We start from the raw sequence: 26098 nt of genomic DNA on the forward strand, positions 1-26098 counted from the left end.
AGGGGTTACCGTCCTTTAAGGTTTGCGACGTACTCTTCCCAGCCTTTTTCACGAAGAACGCAGGCCGGGCATTTCCCACAGCCATAGCCCCAGTCGTGAAAGTGCGTGTGATCGCCCTCGTAGCAGGTATGCGTTTCGTCACGGATAAAGCTGACGAGCGCGTCGCCACCGATCGTCTCAGCGAGTTTCCAGGTTTCGGCTTTCGAGAGGTTCATCAGCGGCCGCTCAATCCGGAGACTCGTTTCCATGCCGAGATCAATCGCGAGCTCAAGCGCTTTCATCGTGTTCTCGCGGCAATCCGGGTACCCGCTGTAGTCCGCCTGGCCGACACCCGTGAAAATCGCTTCCGCCCCAAGCTTCCAGGCATACGCTGCGGCATAGGTGATGAAAATCAGATTCCGCCCGGGGACAAAGGTGGTCGGAAGATGAGTCTTCTCGTTCATCTCAATCGCTTCGGGTTTCGTCAGTGCGCAGTCGGAAAGCTGTCCGAAGGCTTTCAGGTCGAGAAGCAGATCATCCTTCAGGGAATGCGTGCCAAGAATGGACTCGATCCTTGCGCGGATCCGCTCTCTGCACTCAAGCTCAACCCGATGACGCTGTCCATAATCGACACCGACGGTGTACACCGCGTCATACTGCTTCAGCGCGGCGGCAAGACACGTGGTCGAGTCCTGTCCGCCGGAAAAAAGAACCACTGCGGTCCGTGACATTCGCTAAATCTCCTTGCTGCTGGAATCTGTTTCGTTTACTTCTGATCTTTCACGCCCGGCTCAGCGGACGGTTCGGGAACCGGAGCTCCTGAAAAGGATGAGTCCGCGACGGTCGGTGCCCCGGCCGTCGAAATCCGCTCAAGAGGCGCCCCTGCCATCAGAGTCCGGGGAGTCGCGAGCGTCGGGAACCGGATCGTCATGGCACCTGACTTCGCGACAGCAATAATTTCCCCGTCTCCGAACACCTTGTGTCTGACATGGTCACCGGGACGCCAGGAGCTGCTTTCAAGCGGTTCCCCTGTAAGGAACTTGTCCTTATACATCAGGGCTTCCTTCGCGCTCTCCTCCAACCCCGGTTCAAGCGGGCGTACCAGCTTCACGAGATTCCGGTCAAGCTCAAAAAAGAACCGGCTTGGATAACGGAAAGTGCTGGCCTCACTCGTTCCCTGAGAGTGGCAGAGTATCAGAAGATCCTTCGCGCGGGTCATGCCGACATAGCAGACCCGGCGTTCCTCCTCCATCTCTTCCATGGTGCTCGTGCGGGAACTCGGCATGATACCTTCTGAAAATCCCCAAAGGAACACAACCGGGAACTCAAGCCCCTTTGCCGCGTGAATCGTCATCAGCTTCATCGCGGGCCCCTTCTGCTCTCCGATATCCTCCGCGAAGACTGAGGCCCGCTGAAGGAATTCCGGGAGCGACGTCGGATCATCCGCGTCACTCTCGTAGTTCGCGATTGCCTGCCTGAGTTCCGCGAGATTATTGAGACGCTCATCTTCGCCCGAGAGCTGCAGAGAGGCCTCGTACCCCGAGTCCGCCATGATGAGATTGAAGACATCACTCACCTTGCGGGCGGCAGCGCTCGCGCGCGCCTTCTCAATGACCGCCACATACTCCCGGATCGCCTTCGTGTTGAAAGGCTTCTCGTCAATGTGGCGCTTCAGTGCCTCGTAGTACGAGATACCTTCCCGCATCGCAAGAACTTTGAGGGCATCCGCTTTCTTCGGGCCGAATCCCCGCTTGGGAGAATTCACCGTACGAAGGAACGCCGCGTCGTCCCCCCGGGTCAGCATCCGCATGTAGCAGAGCGAGTCCTTCACTTCGCGTCTCGCGTAGAAAGCGACACCGGACCACACCCGATACGGGATACCGGCTCGGACGAGCGCTTCCTCAACGGCGCGCGAACTTTGTCTCGAGCGGTAGAGCACCGCGAACTCTTCCCAGCCGCGGCCCGCCTTATGAAGATGGAGGAGCGCCTTGACGAACCAGGCGAGTGACTCTTTCTCAGTCTTTTCGCCGTCAAAAACGACCAGGCTCGGATTCGCGGGATCCGCGTCACGCCGGATCGGCACGCCTTCCACCGGGAAGCGGTCCCGGTTATGGCGGATCAGCGAGTTTGCCGCGCCGATGATCGCGGGGAGCGACCGGTAGTTCTGCATCAGCTTGATCGTGCGGCAGTTTTTGTGACTCTTCGGAAACCGGAGCATGATCGCAGGGGAAGACCCCCGCCAGGTGTAGATCGTCTGATCCGGATCACCGACCACGAAGAGATTGCCATTCAGTTCGGAAAGAATATTGGCAAGCGCCGCCTGATCGTTACTCACGTCCTGGTACTCATCCACCATGACGTACTGAAGCCGTTCCTGCCACTTCTGCTTCACGGACGGAAAGTGGTCCAGGATATAGAAGGCCGCCCAGATGACATCATCAAAGTCGAGTCCGAAGATCTTCCGCTCAGCCCAAAGGTAGCCGTAGAAAACCTTATCCGAGATATCCGGTGACTGAAGCGCCTTCTCCCGAAGCGACTCAGGGGATGTCAGCACCAGATCCCGGATGTAATTGGAGTCGTCCTTGAAGTTTCCGATCACATCCATCGCGGCCGAAAACTTCATGAGATTTCCGGGAATCCCAAAGGTTTCGTATACCTCATTCAGCAGCTCAAGCTCATCCTCTTCATCGATCACGATGAAGTCCTTCGGGATACCGATCACATAGCCCTCGTCCTTCAGGAACCGGACGCAGAAGGCGTGGAAGGTACAGATCTGCCCCAGATCGAGATCCCCTGTCATCGCGCGGATCCGGGCCTTCATCTCCTGGGCCGCCTTATTCGTGAAGGTCACGCAGAGAATATTCTGCGGATTGATGCCGAGATCGCGCACAAGATAGACATAGCGGCTCGTCAGTGTCCGCGTCTTACCGGCACCGGGACCTGCAATCACGCAGACCGCGCCTTCCGTGGTCTCAACGGCGAGGCGCTGCTCGGGGTTCAGTTCAGCTTGCTGCAAAGCGGGAAATTCCTCTGAGGAAAAGATAAGCGGTCAGGACAGACCGTGTACGGCATCCTGAGTCAGGGCATTGTTCAGATAACCTGTTTATTTTAAAGAGCTCCGGGCGGCTGCCGGAGGTGCGCCTGTCAGATCTTTTTCTTCGTAGCAGAAAAGCTGCGTCACGCGGCCCGTCTCATCCACCTCGGCGCCAAACCTCGGCAGATGGCCGTTAAAAGCCGCTACCCGGGTAAGGAACGTGCTGAGATGCTTCGCCGGAGCCCCATTGGCGCCGCTCTCATCATCCGCAATGCGGGAGAGGAGCGTCACGGCCTCACTCCAGGGGATACCGGCCGCGATCAGAAAGGGGACCGCCACGCGAAGAAGCGGCAGCCGGAATTTCGGCGGCAGTGACTTTTCCCCATCCATCAGAGCCCGAAGCTTCTCTTCAGGCGGCATTTCGCCCTGCTTCGCGAACGCTTCAAGGCGTGAGGCTTTCTCACGCCACTCTGGCGGCACATCGGGCGATGCTTCAATCAGGCCTTTGAAACGGGTGGACTCTTCAAGGCAAACCCGGCGGAGAGCGGGAAGCAGCCGGTTAGTGAAAAGCACGCTTTTCACTTTGGGGATCGCGTCTGTCATCTGACAAGAGTCTTCGGGCGGCAGAGCGCTCTTTCGGATCATCTTTCCGTTTTTATCCCAGAAAATCTGAGTCACAGGGTCAGAAGCGTGTTTTGCGAGCACGGCGTTTCCCTGTTCCGGGGTCGCTTCTGGCGGATAGGCGAATTCAAAATAAGCCCGGTCCGAGTTCTTTCCCCTGTCACCGATCCCGGAGGCTGCACCGAGCTGCCAGGCGAAGGGAATCCGGATATCGGGAAGTGCGCCCGTGATAGGTGTAAACGCCCCAAGGGATCCTGTCCTCATTGGCTGACAGGTGAAGAGCGTGATAAAACCGGCAGGATCATCAAACCCAAACGCGATCAGCGCGGGACCGAGCGGTCCCCTGAAAACCGGCTTTGGCTTAACCGTCTTTTTCGGAACCGCGGGCACCGGACGTTTCCCGACGCGGACCCGGTCGCGGGACGGCCGGTAGCTTTCCGCTTTTGCCGCTCCCTGCACTGCATGGATACCGCGCCTCACCCGACGGATAATGAGAATCGCAAGAACCACCGCCAGTACCACGCCCAGGGCGATCCAAAAAAACGTATCTCCCACGATTCCCCTCCTTCCGCCTCCGAATGAGGCTCATAACTGCTGATATTCCGTCTTATCGGTAGAGTGTCGTATAGTCCGGTTGATTTTTCAAGCAGACCCGTGCCGGCAATTGCCGGACTGGCAATTTTCATTCGCCTCTGCGCCGGGTAAACCATGGCGAGGAGCCCTCTCTGATGCCGTAGAATAACGGATCTTCAGAGCGCTTCCCCGGATGGATGCCGGGCGGCTCCAATTCCCCGGAATGTCTTCACTGTTATGTCTGTTATCACCTCTATCCCCAAAGCTTTCCCAGACGTAAATTCGTGCATCGTCTATACGTTTGACAAACGTTTTGTCCCGTATTTCTCGGTAGCTTTGCAGTCGCTGATTGACCAGGCATCCGGGAAAAAACGAGATGTCCTTTGCTTCCATGTCGATTTGCCAGCAGAGAGTGAAGAGGAACTTCGCCGACAGTGTCCTCAGAATATTTCATTACGCTTTATCAACGTAGCTGAAGCAGTAAGCGCTTACTTTCCCGGGAACAGTTTTCGGGGAAAAGGCAACTGGCCTATCGCGACCTACTATCGGATGCTGATTCCCACACTCTGCCAGGAGTACCAGACTGTTCTCTATCTGGACGCTGACACAATCGTGGCTGGAGACATTGATCCTCTCCTTCAGCCCGCGCAGGGAGATGAGCCCGCGGCCTGTGTGCCTGAAAGCCTGACTTTCTCACGTTCCTATGGGAAAAACGACATTGACCGACAGAATGCCACTCTGCATCTGAAATACCCGGAAAAGTATTTCAATGCCGGCATGGTGGTTTTTTATCCCCGAAATATCGACGCGAAGGCGTTTAACGCAGAGGTTTCTGACACACTGGCGCACAGAAACCTCCCAATGCTGGATCAGGACTGCCTCAATATCATTCTGAACACCCGGGTTCGGATGCTCGATATCCGCTATAACCTCACGGTGCACACCTGGCCGAAGCTCCCCCCGCTGATCGGTGACCGGACTCTGAGACGCACGATTGAGTCCGCGCTTCAGTCTCCTGTTGTCATTCACTACACCACCGCGGAAAAGCCCTGGCGCTCCAAACTCTATCCCTATCACGACAAGTGGTGGAAAGCTGCCAAGGAAACGCCTTTCTATGAAAAGCTTCGCGCGGCCGCGAATGTTCATCACCGGGATGATCTGCTGAAGTTCTGCTACCACTGTCTGCTGTCCCCTATCTCTAAAAGCCATCGGGAGTCAGCCGCCAAGTACGGTTACCGGTTCTTCTCCCGCTTCTGACCTGAAACGGAGAAGAAATAATCCGAAGGAATTAAATTCCTACTTCATGCGGCCATCCCGCATCTAAAGGATTTATTTGGCGATTTTGATGAAGCGCATACCTCATCCCCTAAAATGGGGCGATAGTGGTAATAGCCTCCTCGTATTGCGGTCTGAATCTCCGGGGCGGCCAATCCGCTTTTGTCTTCTCTAACAGGGTCTCTTCCGTGCTCAGGTCGCCAGCAGACACAATTCAGCTATCGAACGGCGTCAGAATGCCCTGCCTCGGAATTGGTTCGTGGCAGGTCCCGGAGGGCAACGCGCTCCTCAATTCGCTTAGCGACGCTATTCATGCCGGCTATCGTCTGATCGACACCGCGTCGATCTATGGGAACGAGCGTGCCGTAGGCATCGCCATGCGGAATTCCGGTGTTCCCCGGAGTGACTTTTTTCTGGTCGACAAAGTCTGGAACGCGGACCGGGGGTACGAGAAAACGCTGGAGGCCTTCAGGAAAAGCACGGCGCTTCTCGGCACCTCTTACCTCGACCTCTACATGATTCACTGGCCCGCGACGCATGAAGAGCCGATTACCTGCCAGGCGATCAACGCGGGAACGTGGCGGGCGCTTGAGAAGCTGTACCGCGACGGATCTGTGCGCGCGATCGGTGTCAGCAACTTCCTCCCACACCATCTTGTGCCGCTCCTTGCCCGCGCGGAAATCACGCCGATGGTGAATTCACTTGAATTTCATCCCGGCTACCCGCAGTTCCAGGCGCTTCGCTTTTCGCACGAACACGGCATGAAGGTGCTGGGCTGGGCACCGCTCGGGCGCGGCGCGCTGATGGAGGATCCGCTCCTTCAGAGCATCGCCGCGAAGCACGGCAAGACGGTTCCGCAGGTTGCCCTTCGCTGGGCGCTTGAGCACGGGGTGGTGCCAGTTCCGAAGAGCACATCGAAAGCCCATATCGAGGAAAATGCCTCGATCTTTGACTTCACGCTGCCGCTGGACGAAATGCGCGCGATCGACAGACTGCCGCTCACGGCCTTCACGGGGCTAGACCCCGATACCGTGAATTACTGAACGCGGCCACAGAAGGCTCCCCGAAGCCCGGTTTCTGAACAAATACCTGTTCAGACCGGGCTTTTCTGCGTATTTCCGGCCACAAAAAACAACTCAGGGAAAACATAAACTAAAGTACTAGGACTTTAGTCTTGATTTTTAGGACCAAAGTGCTATATTTCCATCATCGGTTGGACGTACGCAGCCAGCCGCTCATCAATTTTCTGGAGAGAAATCATGGGTTCTATGGAAACTAGCCGCAGAAATCTTCTGAAAGCCGGCACCGCCGCTGCCGCAGCCGTTGCCGCTGCGCCGCTCACGGCTCAGGCCGCTGTTTCGGCTGAAAACACCAAGTTTGATGCCACGTATGACGTCGTGGTCGTGGGCTCCGGTTTCGCCGGCATGGCCTGCGCTTATAAGGCTGCCAAGGCAGGCCTTTCCGTTCTCATGATTGAGAAGATGGGCGTCTTCGGCGGCAACTCCGCGATCTGCGGCGGCAACATGGCCTGCCCGGTGAATCCGGTTCAGAAGGCTCAGGGCATCAAGGACTCCCGCGAGCTCTTCATCAAGGACTGCCTGAAGGATGGCCTCGGCATCAACCACACCGAACTGCTGAACGTTCTCGTTGACCGCTGCAACGACACGGTGAAGTTTGTTCAGGACTGCGGCGCTGAATTCGTGCCGAACAAGATGCTGTTTGAAGGCGGCCACTCGGTTCCGCGTTCCTATGAAATCAAGGCTGGTTCCGGCTCCGGGTACATCGTCCCGATGTATGAAACCCTCTCGAAGCTGAAGAACGTTAAGATGCAGAGCCGCACGAAGTTTGACGACTTCGTGATGAATAAGGACGGCCGCGTGGTGGGTGTTGTCTGCCGCGAAGGCTATCGCTTCAACCGCAATCTCGCGAGCGATGACGTCGAGAATAAGACCGGCAAGCGTAAGGTCTACGGCGCCCGCCGCGCTGTGATGCTCGCGGCTGGCGGTTTCTCCCGCGACATCTGGTTCCGTCAGGTCCAGGATCCGCGCGTTGTGCCGTCCACTGACTCCACGAACCAGCCGGGCGCCACTGCCGGCGTGCTCCTGAAGGCTCTCGAAATCGGCGCTACCCCGCTTCAGATCTCCTGGCTGCAGTTCCTCCCCTATTGCAACCCGCATGAGGACGGCTTCGGCGTGACGGTGAACTTCACGAACCACGCCTGCATGGACCTCGGCATGGTGGTGAATAAGAAGACCGGCAAGCGCTTCATGGATGAACACGCCGGCCGCAAGATCAAGAGCGACGCGGAACTCGAAGTGATCGGCACGGATAAGAACTACCCGATCGCCATCTGCGACGACGCTATCGTTCACGCGATCAACCCGTCCTTCGTGAAGGCTCCGCTCGCCGCGAAGACCGTCTTTGTCGCTCAGACGCTGCCTGAACTCGCTGATCACTTCGGCATCAAGAAGGATGCGTTCCTTGAGGAAGTGAAGCGCTTCAATGGCTTCGTGAAGGATGGTGAGGATAAGGACTTCCACCGTATTCTGAAGTTCAACAACGGCCTCAACATCTCGAAGCCCCCGTTCTACGGCGTTGAAGTGGCTCCGAAGATCCATCACACGATGGGCGGCCTCCTGATCAACACCAAGGCTCAGGTGATCAGCTCGAAGACCCACCAGCCGATTCCGGGCCTCTACGCCGGCGGCGAAATCACGGGCGGTGTCCATGGCGCATCCCGCCTCGGAACGGTCGCTGTGCTTGACGCTCTGACCTTCGGTATGGTCGCGGGCGAAAACATCGCGAAGTAACAGTCTCTCCTCGCTGCGGCTCCCCCGCCCTCTCCCGGGCTGGAAGAATGCAGCCGCCCCCGGATTCCAAAAGGAATCCGGGGGCGTTTTGTTTTCTCTGATATCCGGGACCTCCTGCACAGATCAGGCGGTCAGAATCGGTTTCAGATCGTAAACGCGGTCATCTGACCCGCCTCTGAGACCTGCCAGTCAGGAAGCGAGAAAATGCCGACCGTGTGATCCTCTGTCCCCGCGTCTTCCTTCGTCCGCTTCACCGCGATCCGGACCTGGTTTTTATCCTGGATGTCCTTCGGATTCACCGGGAAAATCGTCCCATCGCTCCCTTGAGCGGGCTGCAGAAGTTTTCCGTTCAGCGCGAGCGCGAGCTGCCCGGCAGAGTTCCCGAGGTCGAGCATCAGCGTGCCGCCCTCAGGCACCGGAGGGAAGTCCGATCGATCCGCCTCGGTGCTGTAGAGAAGCGGGCCTTCGCCGGCAGAGGAGTCCCAGTCCTGAGAGGCTGAAAGCAGCGCATCAGGTTCCTCTCCCCGCTTCACCCACCATCCCTCTTCTGACGCCGCGGGGAAACGCTCGGGTGTATCCGCGGCCGTCACCTCAATCACCGCGGGACGCGTGATCTTCGCCATCAGAACGGGACCAATCGCGGAACCGAGTTCAAGCGTTTCTTCCGTGAGAGCCCTGATCGATTTCGCGGGGAACGGGAGTCTCAGAATCCCGTCCCAGCCCGGCTCATCCGGTGAAAGCTCGATCTGCCAGACTTCACGCCCGGATGACAGATCAAGCGACACACCCTTTTCAACCCGGGTGATCGCCGTTTCCGAAAAGAATCCCGGGCGCCGCATGCGAAGTGACGGAATCCCCTTCTGAAGCAGATCCGCGTTGATCTCATCCCAGGGATCGGCGCGGCTCGTGTACTGCTCCACCCGGGCGATCTCGGATCGGACGGTGAACGAGTTCCGTCCCTCCGCATTCCGGATCGCGGAAGAGCCGGAAAGTCTGGGACCCGAAGCCGCAATCGCACCGCCGAAAATCACGAAATTAAGAAGCAGATCGAGAGTCGGCGCGCTGTAGCCCCGGATTTCAGAAAGAATCAGGGCGTCAGTGAGGCAGCCGCCGGCGGACAGCCGGTTTCCGGCAAGCTCTCCCGCCTCCAGATCCTCGAGCGGACGGCAGACAGGAATCGCGCCGAGGTTTCTTGCCGCCTCGCTCCAGACACCGGCCATTTCGACACTCCGGTCGGATTCGGGGTCGAAAATAACGAGGCAGTCGCAGTACGGAGTGCCCTGAAGAGTCTTTGCCGCGTCCATCACTTGCTCCTTATTCCTGGCGTCTGAGGAAGAGGGGGAATCTGCCTCACGTTTTTTCTGCAACGCCGTATGCTTAGAGTTATCAGTAAACCTGCGCCGCGAAGGAATACTCCATCGGCGCGCCGGTTGCATTATAGGGGAGAGTCTGTCGGTTCCTGACCCTCAGCTTTTTCTCCTCTTTTTATCTCTCTAAGGAGCTGCATTTATGGCTGATATCGTTGCCCGTTACGTTGGAAACAAGCGTGTTGAAGCGGAAAATCCCCGCTCTGGCGGCCGTCTGACTTTTGATCAGGGGAAACCTGACGGGCTCGGCGAATCCTATGACCCGGTGGAGGGACTGCTCGGTGCCTTCGCGGGCTGCACGCTTACGATGATTGCCTACGCGGCTGAAGCGAACGGCGCTGATGCGAAGGGTGCCACCGCTGAGTGCGACTGCACAATGGCGGAACGTCCCCATCGCATTGCCTCCATTACGCTCACGATCCGCATGCCGCAGGCTGAATACACGGATAGCCAGAAGAAAGTGATTCAGAAGTACGCCGATGCCTGCCCGGTCGGTCTCGCCCTTTCCGATAAGATCGATAAGAAGGTCGAAATCCTCTGGCCGTAACACGGTCTGAATCTGCCGCGGCATCTGCCAGGATGCTGCTGAGAAGCGCAGGGATGTGATCCCTGCGCTTTTTTGCTATCCGCCGCCAGTCTCACCGGGCATAAAATCATTACTGTAGACAGATTTTCCGCGCGGTTAAGCGCCCGGCGCTTAACTGCGTCTCTCAAAGGATATTGAATCTTGCTGCTCTCCATTCTTGTGATCGGTTTCGGTGCCGGGTGCGGCGCCGTTCTCCGCTGGGCGCTCGGGCTCTGGCTGAACAGCCTCTTCCCTGCCATCCCGCCGGGAACACTCGCTGCGAACCTGATCGGCGGCTACGTGATCGGCGCCGCTATCGCGTTCTTCGCAGCGCTTCCTGAACTGTCACCCGAGTGGAGGCTGCTCGTCGTCACGGGGTTCTGCGGCGGTCTCACCACGTTTTCCACGTTTTCCGCTGAAACCGTGACTCTCCTCACGCGGGGCGAATTCACGCTCGCCGCGATGGAGGTCTGCGTTCATGTCGGCGGATCCCTTATCGCCACGCTGGCCGGCATGGGCACCATTGCCATGCTTCGTCACCTTTAAAGAAGGAGCTGTCCATGCAGAAGGGATATCAGATTTCGTTTTTCACTGAGCAGAGCAGAAGAAAGGACGGCCGTCCCATGGGGAACTGGATTCTCGAAACCGCGAAGAGTCTCGGGATTCCGGGGGCAACCCTTTTCCCGGCTGCGGAAGGCTATGGCCGGGACGGATGGCTTAAAAGCGCGTCTTTCTTTGAGTCCGGCGAGCAGAGCGTCGAAGTCCGCGTGGCCGTTACAGAAGCGGACGCGGAACGCCTGATCGAGCGGATCCGGTCTGAAAATCTCGGTGTTTTCTGTGTGAAAACACCGATCGAATTCGGAATTTTGTAACAAATATCTCTATCAGTACTTTAAATAGGAACGAAAAGGCTCCACAGGCTGTGGGTTTTCCCGTAAAATATCGCCCTCACCTTTCATTTCTTTGGACTTTTTACCCTATATCGACTGACTGATGATCACTGCTCTTCTCGCGCACCCCTATCCCCGTTTCTCTGTAATCAGCATCCCGCTGCTTGAGGGATTGAAAGAACAATTCCCTCAAATGGATATCCGGGCGCTTTATGACCTTTACCCTGACAGTTCAATAGATCTGTGGGAAGAGAGGAAAGCAGTCGCTCATTCGTCCCTTATCCTCGTCGTACACCCGGTCTTCTGGTACAGCGTGCCCGCGCTTCTGAAGAAGTGGTTCGATGAAGTGCTCGCTTATGGCTTTGCCTATGGAAACGGAGGCGATGCCGTAAAGGGAAAAGGGGTCCTCTGGATTCCGTCACTCGGCACCGGGTACCGCGACGGCGAATTCCCGGGGGAAGTGGAAATCTCCGAAGTTGAGGCCCCGATCCGCCGCATGTGGACCTTCTGCGGCGCGAAGTGGCTCGATCCCGAGATTATCGATTCCCGGCAGCCGCTCACCCCCGAGCAGTTCTCTTCAATCATCGATTCGCTCGCTGACCGCATCGCTGACTGGGAGTCCTACCATGTTTGAACTCGCCTGGTCGAAGCTCCTTGAATTCTGGGGCGGGTTCCTGACGCACGCCTCTGCGCTCCTTCCCCCGACAAACTCCATCGCGGCGGGTATATCGTTCGCGCTGATCGCCGCGGTGATCCTCGTTCCGATCATGTCCCGGGTTGGTCTCGGCACCATGATCGGGTACCTGCTCGCCGGTATCGTGGTAGGTCCCTATGGTCTCGGCCTCGTGGAAGAAGTCGAGACGATCATGAATTTCGCCGAGTTCGGGATCGTGCTCATGATGTTCCTGATCGGTCTGGAACTCGATCCGAAGCGTCTCTGGGAAATGAAGCTGCCGGTGTTCGCGGGGGGGCCGCTTCAAATGATCCTCTGCGCGCTTCCCTTCGCGCTGCTCCTCGATCTCGCGGGAATGCCGTGGCCGGTCGCCGTGCTGTCAGGCTTCGCGCTCGCGATGAGCTCCACCGCGGTGGCGGTGCAGGAGCTCTCATCCCGCAGCATGATGGGGCAGCCCGTGGGGCAGAAGGCTTTTTCGATTCTCCTCTTTCAGGATCTCGCCTCGATCCCGCTGATTGCCGCGATTCCGGTGCTCGCGCTCACGATGGGGAGTTCGGATTCAAACGGCGCGGCAAACCCCGGCGCGGTTGACACGTTGATCCGCGCCGCGATCGCCCTTATCTTCATGGTGGGTGTCGGCCGATTCCTCACTGTGCCCTTCCTCCGGTTCACGATCCGTAGCGGCGCGCGTGAGATGCTCACGGCCTTCGCGCTGCTCCTCACGGTCGGCTCCGCCTGGATCATGCAGGCCGCAGGGCTCTCGTCCGCCATGGGCGGCTTTGTCGGCGGTCTGCTTCTCGGCAGCTCGGGTTTCCGGCACCAGCTGGAAGCCGAGATTTCGACCTTTAAGCAGCTCCTTCTCGGTCTCTTCTTCGTGACCGTCGGCATGAGTATCGACATGCATCTCGTCATGTCGGAGCCGGTGAAAGTGATCCTCGCTCTTGCGATCCTCCTGATTGTGAAGACCGGGATGCTTTTCGTCCTGGCCTTCGCGATGCGGCTGAAGGGCATCGCGAACAAAATGAATTTCGCGGTCTCGCTCTCCCAGGGCGGTGAATTCGCGTTCGTCGTCTTCTCCCTCGCCCAAGGGCAGGGCGTGCTCTCGAACTCGTGGGCCGCCATTCTCACAGTGGCTGTCGCCTGCTCGATGGGAACGACACCGATCCTGATGCAGCTCGCGTCCAAGTGGCTCCAGCGCCGGGCCCAGCGGCTTGATGATGAGGAGGATGACCGTGAGGAACTCGCCGCGGCTCCGGATCTCTCTGTCATCATCGCGGGCTACGGTGATTTCGGCGCGATCGTTGCCCGAATGCTTGTTGCCATGGGGATCACGCCGACCATTATCGATAATGATCCGGACCGCATCCGGCAGGCAAAACACTTCGGCACCAAGGTGTACTACGGTGACGCAAGCCAGCTCGCCCTGCTAAAGGCCGCCGGCGCTGATGAAGCGAAGATCCTCGTCATTGCCGTCGGCCCCGGCGGGATGACAGAAAAGATCGCGGATCTCGCCCGCGAGGCATTCCCGCACCTGCACATCATTGCTCAGGTATCAACGATCGAAAATCATCTCGAACTCCTCGCGAAGGATATCGAGGGGTACCTCGTCAATTTTGAGCCCGCGATCGAAGCTGCCCGCTCGTGCCTTGTGAGACTGAATGTGCTTTCGCCCTACGAAGCGCGCGAAATCGGCGATATTTTCAGACGCTACACCGTCAAACTCATCCGGGAAATGGTGGACACCGGGGGCGATATTGATCAGGCTGTCGCGGCCTACCGTTCAAACGATGAGACGCTTGAATCCGTGATGAAACAGATCCGGACCTATCGCCGGGAGCGAATCGCCGCGATCCGCTCGAGATCCATGCATCTCGCGGAAACTCCGGGGCCGATGCCTGAAACCGGAGCGCCTTCATCTGACGAGAAACCCGCGGAACCCGCTCCCGCAGATCCCGCTCAGGAAAAGAAACAGGCTTCCATGCGGGAGGATGCTCTCGCTGCCTGGCCGCCTCTCGAAGAGGAAAAGCCGGCGGTCACCCCGCCGTCCGAACCGGCAGCGGAACCGGAAAAGGTGCCTGCCTCAGAGACGCAGCCGGCCGCACCTTCCGCAGAAGCGCCTGCCGCGGGCACCAAGCCGCAGGATAAGAGCCCGGAAGAAACCGCTCCGGCATCCGATGCCGCGGCTCCGAAGGCTGACGCTCCGGCTGAAGACACGCTTGATCCGGCATCCGCTGCCGCGAAGAAGGCTCAGGAAGAAGCGCTGAAGGAAATTGCGAAGGAAGCCGCAAAGGCTCCGCCGCCGAACCCCGAGGAGCTCCCCGTATCCGACTACTTCCGGATTTATAAGGGGGACACGGAAACCCCGGCCCCGAAAGAGAACGGAAAAGCCTAGTCTCTCTTCTGTCTTCCTCCCGGGCGGTATGATTCAGGGCTGAAATAAAGGCGGTCTGCGCGGTACGCGGCCGCCTCTCCCTGCAGTCACTTATTTGGAGGAGACGCTTCTCATGACGGAAATTTTCAATTCCACCGAGCTGCGGCGCGAGCTTCATCCGCTTGCCGAGCTGGGACTCAACACCAAAAACACCGCGCAGTACGTTCTCGATCACCTTGAAAAAATCGGCGTTGAGGCTCATCGGGTTGGAAACACGAATGGTGTCCTCGGCGTCATTGATTCCGGCGTTCCTGGCCCCACCGTCATGCTGCGTGCTGACATGGACGCTCTCCCCTTTGAGGTTGACGGAAAGAAAACGGCAATACACGCCTGCGGGCACGACGGCCACACGGCAATGCTTCTTGAAGCTGCGAGCCGCCTCGTCGGAAATATCAAAAAGGGCAAGCTGAAACTGCTTTTCCAGCCTGCAGAGGAAACGCTGGAAGGCGCGAATGTGATGATCAAGGAAGGTGTGCTTGACGGCGTCGACTACCTGGTTGGAGCTCATGTCCGCCCGATTCAGGACCTCGAAGTCGGGACGCTCTGCCCCGCGGTGAACCACACGGCATCCTGCCCCTGCGACATTTATATCCATGGGAAAAGCGCCCACGCGTCCCGCCCGCATCTCGGCATCAACTCGATCTATGTCGGCACGGCAATCGTGAACGCGATTTCCCAGATTCAGCTGCCGCCCAATATGGCCTGGTCCGTGAAACCCACGCAGTTTGACGCGAATGACGGCGCCCTCAACATCATCCCCGCTTCCGCTCACCTCGGGATAGATATGCGGGCTCAGACAACGGAGCTCATGAAGCAGCTGATCGAGGAAGTCCGCCGCGCGGCTGAATCCTCCGCCGCCGCGTTCGGCGCCACGGTTGAAGTGAAATTCGCGACGCTCTGCCCTGCCGCGAACTACGACCCCGAAATCACGGATGAACTCGCTGAATGCATCCGCGAGGTGGCCGGTGACGACAAGCTTGCCCCGGCCTGCGGCGGAGGCGGTGAGGATTTCCACTTCTATAAGATCGCGCGTCCTGAGATGAAGAACGGATACTTCGGCGTCGGTGTCGGCGTAACGCCGGGGCTTCATAAGCAGAACATGACGTTTGATGACAAGCTTCTGCCGCTCGGCGCCGCGGTCTTCGTGAAGTTCGCGCTCCGGCATCTCGGTTAATCGCTGAGATTTCATCATAACGGTCAGATCCGACGGTTCGGGAGCCCGAGCCGCCGGATTTTTTCTGCCCCGAATCCCTTCCGGCTCAGCCCTCTGCGGCTAAACTGTTTTCACCTGTTTTTTTACTTAATTCGAGGTGAAACTGAATGCCCTGCACCACGATCCTTGCCGGTCCGAAAGCGACTGAGGACGGCGCGCTTTATATTTCGCGGAACGAAGACTGCTCACCGGATGACGCGAAGCGTCTCGTGTATCACCCGGCAATGAAAAACGCTGAAGGAGCTGTCTTCCGCTCCTTCCGGAATGACTTCACCTGGCCTCTGCCGCCTGAGTCACTCGCGTACCTTTCGGTCTCAGACTCCGCGACGGACGGCGCATCCGAGGGCGAAGCCGGTTTTAACGAAGCGGGCGTCGGCATCACCGCGACAGAAACGATCTTCGCGAGCGCTGCCTCACTCGCGATCGACCCCTATCTCCCGAAAACCGGTGTGATCGAGGATTCGCTCGAAGACTCCGTTCTCCCCTTTATCCATTCAGCGCGCGAAGGCGTACTGCTGCTCGGGAAACAGGTAGAGACTGCCGGTGCCGGTGAGGGCTGCGGTGTCGCCTTTGTCGACTCAAAGGAAATCTGGTGGTTCGAAACCTGTTCCGGTCACCGCTGGGCTGCGGTGCGGCTTCCGGACGATGCCTGCTATGTCACAGCGAATCACGCGAGACTCCAGGAGTTTGACCCGGAAGATACCGAAAACTGCCTTGGCTCCCCGGATCTCATTTCGTTCGCGGAAGAGAACGGTCTCTGGAAAACCGGTGTCCGTCCCTTCAACGTGAGAAAGGCTTACGTGGATGAGAACACCGCCCGGGATACGTACTACAACTTCGCCCGGAACCGCGTGCTTCTCGAGAAGTACTGCCCGTCTCTCCGTCTGAAGCCTGAGGAGGACCTCACCTTCCCGGTCTTCGTGAAGCCGGAGTCCAAACTCACACTCACCTCAATCGCGTCCGGTCTCCGGAACCGCTATGAAGGGACGGATTCCGATCCCTATCAGACGGATAACCCGCACACCGCCTGGAGACCGATCTCGGTCTTCCGCTGCAGCCAGAGCCACATTCTGCAGCTGAAACCCTGGCTGCCGCTCGCGGTCGGCGCTGTGACCTGGGTGTCCTGGGGAATGCCGTCTCTTGGCGTCTTTGTCCCGGTCTTCCAGGGAGCCAAGTGGTTCCCGAAGGCGTATGGCATTGGAACGCACGACGCGGACAGTGTCTCAGCCGGCTGGGCCTTCCGGAAGGTGCAGACGCTCGCCATGACGGACTACCGCGCCTTTGAGCCGATTGTCCGCCGCGTGTGGGACGCCTGGGAGCGGGAGGCTGAAGAGCGCGTGAACCGGATCCAGATCCGCTACGCCGCGCTCGTAGAGAAGAGTGCTGAAGAAGCTGACCGCTTCCTGCAGCTCGAGTCAGATCGGATTCTCGAAGATGCTCTCACCCGGGCCCGCGCGCTTGAGAACGAGCTGATGACGCTCCTCACCCGGAAGATCAGCGCGAAGTTCCCGTTTAACGGGGCCTGACTGAATTCCGTTCCTCTTCACTGATGCCAAGGCCGGAAGGGTCCCCCCCTTCCGGCTTTTTTTCTGTCAGTGCGGTGGAGCCGCGTTTCCGCTCCTGAAAGCACCAAAGCCCCGCTCAGTCAATGCCCTGACGCAATTGATGTATATCTTTTCTCACGGCTCTGATCATTACCTATTCCGGCCTAATCCCTGAAACCTATTCGCCTATAATCGATCGTGCCGGCGGTATACCGGACGCAGTCCGGAAGGCTGTCCGAAACCGATTCATTCGAAGTTCCATGTGTTTCTCTTTTCTGTGAAGGAGATCAGGAAAATGGCTTTTTCTTCGTATTACCCGCAGCTCGTCTCTCAGCGCCGTGAACTTCATCAGTGGCCGGAACCCGGCTGGACTGAATTCACGACCACTTACTATCTCGCTAAAAAACTGAAGGAGTGGGGGTACGACGTCCTCCTCGGGACGAAAGTCGTGAATCCTGATGCCGTTCTCGGCCGATCCGAAAAAGACGTGGAGGCCGGTCTTCAGGCCGCCCGTGATCATCACGTTCCGGAAGAATTCCTGAAAGCCACTGAGGGCTACACAGGGGCTGTCGGTATCTTTGACTCCGGCCGCCCGGGCCCGACGCTTGCCATGCGTTTTGATATCGACTGCATCCCGGTCCAGGAAACCACCGATGCCGCTCATATTCCGACAAAGGAAGGCTTCCGCTCGAAGCATGACGGCTATATGCATGCCTGCGGCCACGACTGCCACATGTCGATCGGGCTCACTGTCGCGAAATTCATCGTTGATCATAAGGACGAACTTTGCGGCCGGATCAAGATCGTTTTCCAGCCGGCAGAAGAAGGCGTCCGCGGCGCTAACGCGGTCGCTGAATCCGGTGTCCTTGACGATGTCGACTACTTCGTCGGAAGCCACATCGGCATGGTTGCGAAGTACGGCGAAGTCGTGATCGATCCCTGGGGCTTCCTCTGCACGACGAAGTTTGATGTCACCTACACCGGTAAGCCTGCTCACGCCGGTATTGAGCCGAACGCCGGCCGGAACGCTCTCGCCGCGGCCTGCTCCGCGACACTTCAGCTTCTCGGCATCCCCCGCCACGGCTCCGGCATGACCCGCGTGAATGTCGGCATGCTGAACGCCGGCAAGGGCCGGAACGTCATCCCGCCGAACGCCACCATGGTGATGGAAGTACGCGGTGAAACCGCCGAAATCAATGACTACATGGCTGAACAGGCCATGGCGATTATCAAGGGGAACGCCGTTTCCTACGGCGTCGATTACGACGTCCGCAAGATGGGTGCGGCCTGCGATATGAAGAACGATCCCGACATGATCGATGCGCTCCGCGAAGTGGCAAAGGGAATCCCCGAAATCAAGACGATCACGGAGAAAGCGAACTTCGGCGGTTCTGAAGACGCCTCGCTCCTCGCGCGCCGCGTGAAGGATCATGGCGGCAAAGTCGCGTTCTTTGTGAACGGCGCTGACCGCGAAGCCGGTCACCATCAGTTCAACTTCGACGTGAACGAAGAGGCGCTTGACACTGGCTTCAAGATGTTCGCGGGCATGGTGAAGAAGATCTGCGGCCGGAAGTAACAGGTCTGTCGCTTTCATTCAGCGCGGCTTCAGAGCCAGGTCTCTGAAGCCGCGTTTTTTGCGGAATATTTTTGCGTTTTCCGCAAACCGTGCGAAAATGAATTTCCATCTTCGGCTCCTCTAACCATGCCTAAATACGACGATCTTGGCAGCTGGAAAATTTTTCTTTCACTCGCGGAGTCCCGGAGTTTTTCGGTTACCGCGGAGGCTTTCGGGGTGGAACCGTCAACCATCAGCCGGACCCTTGGAACACTGGAAAATTCGCTCGGTCAGAAACTGATCGACCGCTCCGCGAGGCCTCTTGAACTGACCCCCAAGGGACTCTGGGCCGTCAAACGGATCGCGCCGATCATTCGCTCCCACGAGAAGCTGATTGACGAGATGACAGAGGACAGCACGGGGCTTGAGGGGCAGATCCGGGTTTCCGTTGCCCCTGGTTTCGCGACACGATACCTCGTTCCGATGCTCGCCCGCTTTTCCGAACACTATCCGAATATCACGTTCGAAATCCAGGTTGGCATGGGTGCCGCTGATCTGAAGAAGCAGAAAACCGATGTCGCGATTATTACCGGCAATCCGGAGGATCCGAAGCTTGTGACACTCCCCCGGGGGCGGAATATTTACTTGCCACTCGCCTCTCCCGCCTACATCAAGGCGCACGGCATGCCGCTTGAACCCGCGGATCTCGCTCACCACACGGTGTTTATCTATTCGGGCCCCGTCCGTGAGCAGACAAGAACTCTGAGGAAAGGAACTCTTGAGGTTTCGGTGCCGGCAGGGAAGACTCTTCTCAGCCCGGATATTCTGTCGATCCGTCAGGGACTGATTGACGGGCTTGGCGTATCGCTCGATATGCCGCTTGTCCAATGCTGGGAAGCGATCCGCGATGGGACTCTCGTTCCGATTCTTCCCGGCTGGCGCCGCCCGCAGGCGGAATGCTTTGTCGCTCTCTCTCGCTCCAGCTGGCATATCAGACGCTGCCGGATTTTCGCGGAATGGTTCGCATCTGAACTGAGAAAACTCTTCCGAAGCTTTGAAGAGGCGGTTGAAGGCATCGTGCCGCTTGAGGGACCGATCGGCACAAAATCTTCGAACTCAACCGGATAGAGCCGTCCTGAACGTTTCGTTTACAGCCTCGTGCGGCCTATTGCTTCAAACTTTGAATCATTTCGCAGGGGCATCCTGAGCTACCCGTTTCGTTTTCAATCGATACAATTAATCAGTCTTTCTCCTTTTCATTAAAGGCATTTTTATGGCTTCTCCGATTCGCAAAGTGGTTTTCCCCGTGGCAGGGCTTGGGACCCGTTTTCTCCCAGCCACCCGGGCGGTTCCTAAGGAAATGATCCCCGTGGTCGACAAACCGCTGATTCAATACGCAGTCGAAGAAGCCGCGAAGGCAGGTATCACTGACATGGTTTTTGTGACGGCCGCGGGGAAAGAGGCCATCATGAACCACTTTGACTATTCCTATGAACTCTGGAATGAGCTGCAGTCAAAGGGAAAGAAAGAGCTTCTCGATGTCGTCCGTTCCATCTGCCCGCCAGGCGTTCATTTGATTTTCACCCGCCAGTATTCCCCGAAGGGGCTGGGGGACGCCGTTCTCTGCGCAAAGCCTGTTATCGGAGATTCCCCCTTTGCTGTGATTCTGCCCGATGATCTTGTTGACTCCCCGAGCTCCTGCATTGGGGAACTGATCACCAAGCGGGAAGAGAAAGGCGGCGGAAACGTTGTCGCTGTGCAGAATGTCCCCCGTGAAAAGACAAATCTCTACGGTATCGCGAGTGTTAAGGCGGATGCCCCTGAGTCTGTTACAGGTCTGGTCGAGAAGCCGAAGCCTGAAGAGGCGCCTTCCACGCTGGCTGTAATAGGCCGCTATGTTTTCGAACCGTCCATTTTTGACTATCTGGAGAACGTCACTCCTGGGGCCGGCGGTGAAATCCAGCTGACAGACGCCATGGAGGCTTCGCTCGAAAGTGTCCCTATGACTGCCTGCAGATTTTCCGGGCGGCGTTTTGACTGCGGTTCCAAGCAGGGATTCATCACCGCTACGGTGCATTATGCGAAGAAAGCCGGATTCGATACGTCAGGAGACGCAGAGTAGTTCTCAGTAACGGAGTCTCTGTTGCCTCGTCAGGAACAAAAAAGGAGAACTTAAGTGAACTGACTCCCATTTTTAGGACACACCTAAAAAAAGTGGGAGTCAGTTTTTTATGAACCGAACAGGAAGACCAACAGGTAGACCAAGAGGTGGAACCAATCACGACCCAAAAATCAGGGAGAAACTGCTTAAATTATTTCAGCAAGGCTTAGGCCAGACTCGCGTAGCTCACATAACAGGAATGTCACACGGGTATGTGGGCAATTGGTGGACTATATACTTAGCTCATGGCAAAGAAGCCCTTTTAGAGCCTATGAAACAGCATAAGTATTCCTATGAAACGCGTTTGGCAGCCGCAAAAGCCGTTGTCGACGACAAGAAAGATGTCGTCAGCGTGATGAGAGCCTACAGCATCTTTTCTCCCTCTCCTTTGTACCAATGGTGTGCTCTTTACCGTAAAGGCGGGGCCGAGGCTCTGATCCAGAAAAAGCGCGGCCGCCCCGAAGGTTACAAAGTCGAGAAAGAGCCACTTACCCGTGAGCAGGAACTCGAAGCCATGGTCAGACAGCTCCAGATCGAGAATGCCGTCCTAAAAAAAGTGGCGGCCCTGAAGGCTTCAAAGTCCTTGGCAACAGGGACAAAGCGGAAATAATCAAGGAGCTTTCAGGGCAATTTCCTGCTAAAGAGATTTTGAAAGCTGTCCAGCTTTCAAAATCAACTTATTACTACCTTTGCAAACATCCTCTGAAGCCAACCAGGCCTGAGCTCAGAGAGCACGTCGTGGAAATTTTTTCTAGAACAGCCAATGGCTGCGGCTACCGGCAGATTACGATGTGCCTGCGTCATGAGCAGGGTGCTGTGATCAATGGCAAGACTGTACGGAAGATGATGCGCGAACTTGGACTGATTTGCACCATCCGACGTGAGAGAAGAACTCCGTATCGCTCTTTCAAAGGAGTAACCGACAATAAGCACGAGAACCTGATTAAGCGCGATTTTGAGGCTAAGCATCCTTGGGTCAAGCTCGGGACGGATGTCACTGAGTTTGCTCAGCCCTGGGGTAAGGCGTATCTGGCTATGGTCTACGACTTTGCGACAAAGGAAATCGTGGCCTGGGCTATCTCCCGCTCTCCAAATATGGAGCAGCAGAAGAAAATGCTCAGGATGATGCTTAGGACGATGCCCAAGGGCGTGCACCCAATCCTTCACTCGGATATGGGCTGGCAGTACCAGCATTGGTATTGGGTACGGACCCTGAAGAGCGCAGGAATCCGGCAAAGCATGTCAAGAAAAAGTAACTGCCTTGATACCTGAATTCCCGATTTACTTATACATAGCGGGATTCAGGAGGCAGTTTTCCAGTCCGAGTCGCTCAAAAACGAGTCTGTGGCGACCTAAAATTTCCCCGAGCCAAACTTTTCCTGTTGATGAGCTATAGAAACGGATCTGCCCCACATCTTCCAGCAGCTCCATGAGAGAATATTCGTCAAGCAGAGGTGCATAGGATTTCTTCCCTATTTTCACTTCAACACTCATGGCTTTGATGAGCCAGGAAACAATTGTGGCAGCGATGAAGGCTAACAAGAGACGTCCATTAACAGAAACGTCGGAGTGTCCCCTTGTAGTTGTAAAACCAACATCAGTCTTGATAACCCCAAAGCATTTCTCGATGCAGTCGCGCGTTCTGTAGATCTCCAGGATTTCTTTCGACTCAAGTTTTCGATCGCTGATCATTGAAAAGAATCCCATGTATCTGACCTTTTCATTGACAGCATCATTGTTTCTGATCAGAGGCTTTTTACCGGGTTCACTATCAGGTGTTTCATAGAATCTCAAAAGTTTGGAATCAGGGCTGGCTAACCCGTTAATCCAGTCTTCTTCAAAGGTTACCAAATCAGATAAAAATTTATCCTGCTCATTATTTGCAACTGCAAGACTGTAATAGATGTACACCCAAACACTACATGATTTTGGGTCCTCTTTCGTGCCTGGTATTGTGACCTGGGTTTGAACAGCGGTCAGGTTGTGACCGCGAACGTTGTTCGTCATATCCCAGAAAGCGGGAAGATTATCTTCGATGGCGTCCCTGATGAAGGAGTGATCAGTTTTGGCAGCCATGATGAAGTGATGCTTGTTCTTGCAGAGCAGCCGAAGATTCTCACGGCTGCAATAGCCCCGATCAAAAATTGAGATAATTTTTTTACTGACTCCGATGTTTTCCCATCGAGTCAGAAGGTCATGCATAGTGACTATATCTGGCACGTTTCCGGCGAATCGCCTGAACATCAGGGGAACACCAGAATTATGACCGTAGAGGAGCGCCAAACCAATCTGGTTTTCGTAGCCTCCGCGTTTACTAATTCCTTTTCGTACATCTGTCAGAGATCGGCTTTCAGACGCGATTCGTGTGCTGTCGAATGATAAATATTCTGTTTCAGGAAGACGCTTGGCCCGAAGAGCAAAGAGCCGATTTAATGAAGCTGTATCTGAGCCAATATCCTGCGATAACTCACTTAGTCTTTGAGACTCGATATTGTCTGGAAGACCGGCTGGCAAGGCGTTAGTATCAGAAAAAATCTTGAATCTATGCTGTGAAGTAGTGTTTTTGATGATTTGATATGCCGCCAGGCTTACCATCATGGCGGCCTTCCCCTCACCATAAACTTTCTTCAAATCATCAGTTAAACCCGAGGTTTCTGCTGCTTGAGTAAGGAGTGCGGTTGTTCCGAACGTTTTGTCATGATCAAATTTCTGACGCTTATCAGTGGTCTTTTTGACACGGGTCAGCTTCAGCTCTGCCGCATAAGCTGCGTTCGGAACAAATTTTCCATCAACAAGCTTGCCAATATATCGCCTTTTTTGTTGGCCCCGCTTTTTTTCTTTATCCCACCAATACTTATGGATTGCAACGTACTCTGTGTCTTTGATTCGGACAATACGCGCATCTTCGGGAAGGATCGGATTGTGATCAGTCATATCGCAAGGGCTGCAAAAGAGATTATATATGTCTATATTATACGTATGTTTTACCTATAAATCAACCCTTTTTTTAAATTTTCTATTTGGAAAATCAATAGACTTTTGTTAAAAAATACAGCTAACAGAGCGGGAATTTAGGTTGATAATGCCGCGACCGAACAGGTTTTTGGGCATCTGAAGGACGAATTCTTTCTTGATCAGACATGGGACTGCTATGAAGATTTTGAAAGAGACCTGGATCGTTACATTCAGCACTGGAACAACAGAAGAAGGCAGATGAAATTAAAGGGACTGACCCCGGTAGAATACCGAAATCAATCCCTTTCTATCGCCCCTTAGGATTTTTATTTAACAAGTCCTAAATTTGGGGAGCAGTTCAAAGTTCTCCTTTTTTGTTTCTGAGATAGTGGCAAGAGCAAATTTTCTCAGTCAGTCGCTACATAAATTTCTTCAGATAGACCTGTAGCTTTTTTCTGTAATGCTCTTTCCTTTTCCCTGAAAGAAACTTTGCAAAAAAACAATACTTAATGAGTTTCAGAACTGAAATTTGATTGATATTCTTTTGGTCATCGGAAGGGCCAACGATTTTCAGCATGCTCTGATGACTATGAGGATCATAGCGCTTGAAAAGACAAGCGTTTAGATCTCTTAATCTTAAGAAAGTATTCCCATAATAAACATCACTCAGAGAGGATGGGATCGCTATCAGAGGATAGTATCCATCATTTTGTGCAGCATAAGCCCAGATCCGCTCAATGCCATGCAGCAATGTACCGTCAGGAGCAAGAGGTTCTTTCGGCATCTCGTCATACGTCCAAGAACGCGAGAGAATTGTCCTTGATGCTTCTTTTTTGATCCAGAAAACGGATCCAAAGGGAGCGACTACTTGCCCCTTTTCAACGGGGACATTAATACCAAGCTTCTCCCAAAGTTTTTCAAAAGCAGATAAATTCGGTCCTATTTCATCGCCTATCGTCGTAAATGGACCAAAATTCGGAGGAGGAGAAAAAATCATCCCTAGCGATTGTTCGCGGGAGAGAAGACTGATGCAGTTATTGACGTAATCTTTGGAAAACAAAACTCCGTTCCAGCATAACCGATCGAATGAGTCCCCTACAATCTGCATTAATTGAGGGGATTTCTTATCTTTAACACAGCAGATATAGTCGTATTGATCAAAGATATCCCGGGCAGCTATGCAATAAGCCGCAAAATCCCGCCCCTTGTTGATCTTGATCCGGTATTCAATATCAAGATCATAATGACTGAATGCTTTGCGGTATGCCTCTAACGTCTCATTTGATGTAGAAATCAGACAGATATGAGTTTTAGATGGAAGATTACGAATATAGGGAATATATTTATCGACAGAGTCTTCATAGTATGCAAAGAAAATAGCAGCTATTTTTTTTGATTCCAGTACTTTGTCAATATTTTCGGATCTATCATCTAGGATAACCTGATTAAAATGAATATTACTGTTCAAGACACTTAGCTGCGTTGTGCCCAACAGGTCTTCATATATTTCGCTCACAGGATATCCCAGCTTCTCCAGTTTTTCCATCACAAGCCGGGGTATTTCTCCGCCTGTAACTTCAGTCCAGACTTCAGGTGATGAACTGAATAGTTTTCTTTTTACCAATGGATATCGGCAGTTAATATAATCGTAAGCCTGATAATACGAAGGATTCATTATTCCTTCAGGTTTAAAAACTGTGTCCCAGCTAAAACCAAGAGATTCAAGATAAGCCGTGAATTGAGTTTCGTGCCAATAAACTTCCTCCAAAAACTTATCGTAGTAATGGAGGTCTTTCCAATATTTTTCGAAGCCCTCGGATTCGATAACAGGACGTCTCAGAACAATAAAGAAAGACTGGATGTGCGCTCGGATATACGAATCCGGTTTATCAGGCTGAAGCTGGGATTTTTTTATCTCCACCTGGCGAGTCAATCCCCAGAAATCACAGGGATTGCCTGCCATTTTTTGGAAACTTTCTGAGAACGGATACACCGGACCATAGCAACTGCAGTTTGTCAGAATCAACTCATCAAACCGTCGGACCTCATTCCACCCAAGGTGGTCGAAAGCTGCCTTCCATGCACCAAAATCAATTCCTCGATTCTCACGCTGCAGAACATCCACGCCAAGACGCTCAAGCGTCTCTTTTCCTTCCTTGGACAAATTCCCATTGGCGATAACAATAATCCTGTCAGCAACCTCCTGAAGTCCCTTCAGATACGTTAGAACATATTTTCTGACAATTCCATTTTTTTCCCAAAAGGTATAAAAAGCTAATCGCTTCATAACGGGCTCTAAGATATTTTCAGTTTTCTGACTTTCCGTTGACAAATAAAAAACGGATTCACAGGCAGGTGAATGGATTTTACCGCAGATGAATCAGGTCATTAGTCCGGAGAAATCACTTAATTAGTGTAAATATTTAAATTGTTGATTAAAAATATATTTTTC

The 26098-nt window shown here is 54.9% G+C and carries 21 protein-coding genes and 1 pseudogene; 16 read left to right on the plus strand and 6 right to left on the minus strand.

Translation table 11 applies throughout. The annotated features are described in order from the left end of the window. Positions 1-5: 5 nt before the first annotated feature. From queC to M4NBBH2_RS00175, 3 genes are all read right to left on the minus strand, one after another. On the minus strand, positions 6-710 hold the full coding sequence (gene queC / locus M4NBBH2_RS00165) for a 7-cyano-7-deazaguanine synthase QueC (protein ID WP_022442964.1): 705 nt from the start codon (positions 708-710) through the stop codon (positions 6-8). A 35-nt stretch (positions 711-745) separates the two neighbouring features. Then, positions 746-2995, minus strand: a complete 2250-nt coding sequence (locus tag M4NBBH2_RS00170; protein WP_116269226.1) for an ATP-dependent helicase — start codon at positions 2993-2995, stop codon at positions 746-748. Positions 2996-3082: 87 nt separating this feature from the next. Beyond that, the gene (locus M4NBBH2_RS00175) at positions 3083-4189 is read right to left on the minus strand and encodes a hypothetical protein (protein ID WP_116269227.1); all 1107 of its coding nucleotides are present in this window, start codon (positions 4187-4189) and stop codon (positions 3083-3085) included. A gap of 255 nt (positions 4190-4444) precedes the next feature. Between M4NBBH2_RS00175 and M4NBBH2_RS00180 the strand changes: the two genes are divergently transcribed. The 3 genes from M4NBBH2_RS00180 to M4NBBH2_RS00190 all read left to right on the plus strand — a co-directional run bounded on the left by M4NBBH2_RS00180 (position 4445) and on the right by M4NBBH2_RS00190 (position 8292). Beyond that, the gene (locus tag M4NBBH2_RS00180) at positions 4445-5464 is read left to right on the plus strand and encodes a glycosyltransferase family 8 protein (protein ID WP_116269228.1); all 1020 of its coding nucleotides are present in this window, start codon (positions 4445-4447) and stop codon (positions 5462-5464) included. A 254-nt stretch (positions 5465-5718) separates the two neighbouring features. Then, positions 5719-6525, plus strand: coding sequence for an aldo/keto reductase (locus tag M4NBBH2_RS00185; protein WP_116269229.1), 807 nt, complete (start codon positions 5719-5721; stop codon positions 6523-6525). 216 nt (positions 6526-6741) lie between these two features. Continuing rightward, entirely contained in the window at positions 6742-8292 is a 1551-nt protein-coding gene (locus M4NBBH2_RS00190; protein ID WP_116269230.1) for an FAD-dependent oxidoreductase, read from the plus strand. Between the two features lie 143 nt (positions 8293-8435). Here the strand turns inward: M4NBBH2_RS00190 and M4NBBH2_RS00195 are convergent, their stop codons facing one another. Further along, positions 8436-9596, minus strand: a complete 1161-nt coding sequence (locus M4NBBH2_RS00195) for a hypothetical protein (RefSeq protein ID WP_116269231.1) — start codon at positions 9594-9596, stop codon at positions 8436-8438. Positions 9597-9801: 205 nt separating this feature from the next. Here M4NBBH2_RS00195 and M4NBBH2_RS00200 point away from each other — a divergent pair, with 205 nt between their 5' ends. The 12 genes from M4NBBH2_RS00200 (at position 9802) to M4NBBH2_RS00255 (ending at position 21963) form a co-directional block, all read left to right on the plus strand. Then, positions 9802-10206 carry an OsmC family protein gene (locus M4NBBH2_RS00200; protein ID WP_049687175.1) on the plus strand — a complete coding sequence of 135 codons (405 nt, stop codon included), beginning with the start codon at positions 9802-9804 and terminating at the stop codon, positions 10204-10206. 180 nt (positions 10207-10386) lie between these two features. Further along, positions 10387-10770 (plus strand): fluoride efflux transporter CrcB, encoded by a 384-nt coding sequence (crcB, locus tag M4NBBH2_RS00205; RefSeq protein ID WP_116269232.1) that lies wholly within the window; start codon positions 10387-10389, stop codon positions 10768-10770. Between the two features lie 14 nt (positions 10771-10784). Then, complete coding sequence (locus M4NBBH2_RS00210) at positions 10785-11096, plus strand: DUF190 domain-containing protein (RefSeq protein ID WP_116269233.1); 312 nt, start codon at positions 10785-10787, stop codon at positions 11094-11096. A gap of 121 nt (positions 11097-11217) precedes the next feature. Continuing rightward, a complete protein-coding gene (locus M4NBBH2_RS00215; protein WP_022443275.1) occupies positions 11218-11748 on the plus strand; it encodes an NAD(P)H-dependent oxidoreductase in 531 nt (176 codons plus the stop codon). Next, a complete protein-coding gene (locus M4NBBH2_RS00220; RefSeq protein ID WP_116269234.1) occupies positions 11741-14179 on the plus strand; it encodes a cation:proton antiporter domain-containing protein in 2439 nt (812 codons plus the stop codon). Before M4NBBH2_RS00215 ends, M4NBBH2_RS00220 begins: the two co-directional genes overlap by 8 nt. 112 nt (positions 14180-14291) lie before the next feature. Next, the gene (locus M4NBBH2_RS00225; RefSeq protein WP_116269235.1) at positions 14292-15392 is read left to right on the plus strand and encodes an amidohydrolase; all 1101 of its coding nucleotides are present in this window, start codon (positions 14292-14294) and stop codon (positions 15390-15392) included. A 146-nt stretch (positions 15393-15538) separates the two neighbouring features. Then, positions 15539-16957 (plus strand): C69 family dipeptidase, encoded by a 1419-nt coding sequence (locus M4NBBH2_RS00230; RefSeq protein ID WP_116269236.1) that lies wholly within the window; start codon positions 15539-15541, stop codon positions 16955-16957. 313 nt (positions 16958-17270) lie between these two features. After that, positions 17271-18551, plus strand: coding sequence for an amidohydrolase (locus M4NBBH2_RS00235; RefSeq protein ID WP_116269237.1), 1281 nt, complete (start codon positions 17271-17273; stop codon positions 18549-18551). 126 nt (positions 18552-18677) lie between these two features. Further along, complete coding sequence (locus tag M4NBBH2_RS00240; RefSeq protein ID WP_116269238.1) at positions 18678-19658, plus strand: LysR family transcriptional regulator; 981 nt, start codon at positions 18678-18680, stop codon at positions 19656-19658. A gap of 145 nt (positions 19659-19803) precedes the next feature. Beyond that, positions 19804-20652, plus strand: a complete 849-nt coding sequence (galU, locus tag M4NBBH2_RS00245) for a UTP--glucose-1-phosphate uridylyltransferase GalU (RefSeq protein ID WP_116269239.1) — start codon at positions 19804-19806, stop codon at positions 20650-20652. Positions 20653-20761: 109 nt separating this feature from the next. Further along, the gene (locus M4NBBH2_RS00250) at positions 20762-21301 is read left to right on the plus strand and encodes a helix-turn-helix domain-containing protein (protein ID WP_116269240.1); all 540 of its coding nucleotides are present in this window, start codon (positions 20762-20764) and stop codon (positions 21299-21301) included. Continuing rightward, complete coding sequence (locus M4NBBH2_RS00255) at positions 21301-21963, plus strand: IS3 family transposase (RefSeq protein ID WP_238691392.1); 663 nt, start codon at positions 21301-21303, stop codon at positions 21961-21963. The genes M4NBBH2_RS00250 and M4NBBH2_RS00255 overlap by 1 nt, the downstream gene beginning before the upstream one ends. A 9-nt stretch (positions 21964-21972) precedes the next feature. Here M4NBBH2_RS00255 and M4NBBH2_RS00260 read toward each other — a convergent pair whose 3' ends face one another. Beyond that, positions 21973-23625, minus strand: coding sequence for an IS1634 family transposase (locus tag M4NBBH2_RS00260; RefSeq protein ID WP_116269242.1), 1653 nt, complete (start codon positions 23623-23625; stop codon positions 21973-21975). Positions 23626-23781: 156 nt separating this feature from the next. On the opposite strand from M4NBBH2_RS00260, the pseudogene M4NBBH2_RS12295 reads away from it, so the two are divergent. Further along, positions 23782-23967: pseudogene (locus tag M4NBBH2_RS12295) on the plus strand (IS3 family transposase); the annotation flags it as partial. 97 nt (positions 23968-24064) lie between these two features. Here the strand turns inward: M4NBBH2_RS12295 and M4NBBH2_RS00270 are convergent. Then, positions 24065-25933, minus strand: a complete 1869-nt coding sequence (locus M4NBBH2_RS00270; RefSeq protein ID WP_116269243.1) for a rhamnan synthesis F family protein — start codon at positions 25931-25933, stop codon at positions 24065-24067. Between the last annotated feature and the right edge of the window lie 165 nt (positions 25934-26098).

The organism is Mesosutterella multiformis (assembly GCF_003402575.1).
GTDB lineage: Bacteria > Pseudomonadota > Gammaproteobacteria > Burkholderiales > Burkholderiaceae_F > Mesosutterella > Mesosutterella multiformis.

Excerpts from the sequence above, each read along its gene's own strand:
- queC (WP_022442964.1), bottom strand. The coding sequence starts at position 710 with ATGTCACGGACCGCAGTGGTTCTTTTTTCCGGCGGACAGGACTCGACC.
- M4NBBH2_RS00180 (WP_116269228.1), top strand. The coding sequence starts at position 4,445 with ATGTCTGTTATCACCTCTATCCCCAAAGCTTTCCCAGACGTAAATTCG.
- M4NBBH2_RS00185 (WP_116269229.1), top strand. The coding sequence starts at position 5,719 with ATGCCCTGCCTCGGAATTGGTTCGTGGCAGGTCCCGGAGGGCAACGCG.
- M4NBBH2_RS00190 (WP_116269230.1), top strand. The coding sequence starts at position 6,742 with ATGGGTTCTATGGAAACTAGCCGCAGAAATCTTCTGAAAGCCGGCACC.
- M4NBBH2_RS00195 (WP_116269231.1), bottom strand. The coding sequence starts at position 9,596 with ATGGACGCGGCAAAGACTCTTCAGGGCACTCCGTACTGCGACTGCCTC.
- M4NBBH2_RS00200 (WP_049687175.1), top strand. The coding sequence starts at position 9,802 with ATGGCTGATATCGTTGCCCGTTACGTTGGAAACAAGCGTGTTGAAGCG.
- M4NBBH2_RS00210 (WP_116269233.1), top strand. The coding sequence starts at position 10,785 with ATGCAGAAGGGATATCAGATTTCGTTTTTCACTGAGCAGAGCAGAAGA.
- M4NBBH2_RS00215 (WP_022443275.1), top strand. The coding sequence starts at position 11,218 with ATGATCACTGCTCTTCTCGCGCACCCCTATCCCCGTTTCTCTGTAATC.
- M4NBBH2_RS00220 (WP_116269234.1), top strand. The coding sequence starts at position 11,741 with ATGTTTGAACTCGCCTGGTCGAAGCTCCTTGAATTCTGGGGCGGGTTC.
- M4NBBH2_RS00225 (WP_116269235.1), top strand. The coding sequence starts at position 14,292 with ATGACGGAAATTTTCAATTCCACCGAGCTGCGGCGCGAGCTTCATCCG.
- M4NBBH2_RS00230 (WP_116269236.1), top strand. The coding sequence starts at position 15,539 with ATGCCCTGCACCACGATCCTTGCCGGTCCGAAAGCGACTGAGGACGGC.
- M4NBBH2_RS00235 (WP_116269237.1), top strand. The coding sequence starts at position 17,271 with ATGGCTTTTTCTTCGTATTACCCGCAGCTCGTCTCTCAGCGCCGTGAA.
- M4NBBH2_RS00240 (WP_116269238.1), top strand. The coding sequence starts at position 18,678 with ATGCCTAAATACGACGATCTTGGCAGCTGGAAAATTTTTCTTTCACTC.
- galU (WP_116269239.1), top strand. The coding sequence starts at position 19,804 with ATGGCTTCTCCGATTCGCAAAGTGGTTTTCCCCGTGGCAGGGCTTGGG.
- M4NBBH2_RS00250 (WP_116269240.1), top strand. The coding sequence starts at position 20,762 with ATGAACCGAACAGGAAGACCAACAGGTAGACCAAGAGGTGGAACCAAT.
- M4NBBH2_RS00260 (WP_116269242.1), bottom strand. The coding sequence starts at position 23,625 with ATGACTGATCACAATCCGATCCTTCCCGAAGATGCGCGTATTGTCCGA.
- M4NBBH2_RS00270 (WP_116269243.1), bottom strand. The coding sequence starts at position 25,933 with ATGAAGCGATTAGCTTTTTATACCTTTTGGGAAAAAAATGGAATTGTC.